Consider the following 1,226-nt stretch of genomic DNA (forward strand, 5'->3'; position numbering starts at 1 on the left):
GTCGCCGCCGGCGTGCACCCGTCGCCGTTCCCGCACGCCCACGTCGCCACCACGACGACCCACAAGACGCTCCGCGGCCCGCGCGGCGGCATGATCCTGACGAACGACGAGGCGCTCGCCAAGAAGTTCAACTCGGCGATCTTCCCCGGCCTGCAGGGCGGCCCGCTCATGCACGTCATCGCCGGCAAGGCCGTGGCCTTCGGCGAGGCCCTGAAGCCCGAGTTCAAGATCTACGCCCGCCAAGTGATCGAGAACGCCAAGGCGCTGGCCGACACCCTGATGTCGGGCGGCTACGACATCACCTCGGGCGGCACCGACAACCACCTGATGCTGGTCGACCTGCAGCGGAAGGGCCTCACCGGCAAGGCGGCGGAAGCCGCGCTTTCGCGGGCCGACATCACCTGCAACAAGAACGGCGTCCCCTTCGACACGCAGAAGCCGACGATCACCTCGGGCATCCGCCTGGGCACGCCGGCCGGCACCTCGCGCGGCTTCGGCGTCGCCGAGTTCAAGCAGATCGGCGGCTTCATCGTCGAGGTGCTCGACGGGCTCGTGGCGAACGGCGAGGCCGGGGATTCCGCGGTCGAGGCCTCGGTCAAGACCCGCGTCCACGCCCTCACCGACCGGTTCCCGATCTACGGCTGATCCGGACGTCGCCGGAAGGGAAGCCTTCCGGCGTGCACTGCAACACGATAGAGACGGCCGCGGATCGCCTCGATCCGCGGCCGTTCTCGTTTCCCGAGAGGCCGCCGTCTTTCCGGCTCGATGAGAAGGTCCGCCCGATGCGGTGTCCCTATTGCGGCGGCTCCGACACGCAGGTGAAGGATTCGCGGCCGAGCGAGGACGGCGCCGCGATCCGCCGCCGCCGGGTCTGCCCGGACTGCGCCGGCCGCTTCACCACCTTCGAGCGCGTGCAGCTGCGCGAGCTCGTGGTGCTCAAGCGCTCGGGCAAGCGCGTGCCGTTCGAGCGCGACAAGCTGCAGCGCTCGATCGGCGTGGCCCTGCGCAAGCGCGCGGTCGACCCCGAGCGGATCGAGCGGCTGGTCAGCGGCATCACCCGCCAGCTCGAGAGCGGCGGCGAGTCCGAGATCACCTCGGAGGCGATCGGCGAGCTGGTGATGGAGGGCCTGAAGGGCCTCGACGACGTCGCCTACGTGCGCTTCGCCTCCGTCTACAAGAACTTCCGCGAGGCCAAGGACTTCGAGGACCTGCTCGGCACCTTGGCG

At 69.9% G+C, this 1,226-nt stretch carries 1 protein-coding gene and 1 pseudogene; both read left to right on the plus strand.

Annotated features, from left to right (window positions below):
* A pseudogene (glyA, locus tag FV230_RS28465) lies at nt 1-645 on the plus strand (serine hydroxymethyltransferase); the annotation flags it as partial.
* A gap of 137 nt (nt 646-782) precedes the next feature.
* Nucleotides 783-1,226 (plus strand): transcriptional regulator NrdR (nrdR, locus tag FV230_RS28470; RefSeq protein ID WP_147844744.1); only part of this gene is annotated, 444 nt, incomplete at its 3' end.

Origin of the sequence: Methylobacterium sp. WL6 (genome assembly GCF_008040095.1) — a bacterium.
In the GTDB taxonomy this organism is placed as follows: Bacteria; Pseudomonadota; Alphaproteobacteria; order Rhizobiales; family Beijerinckiaceae; genus Methylobacterium.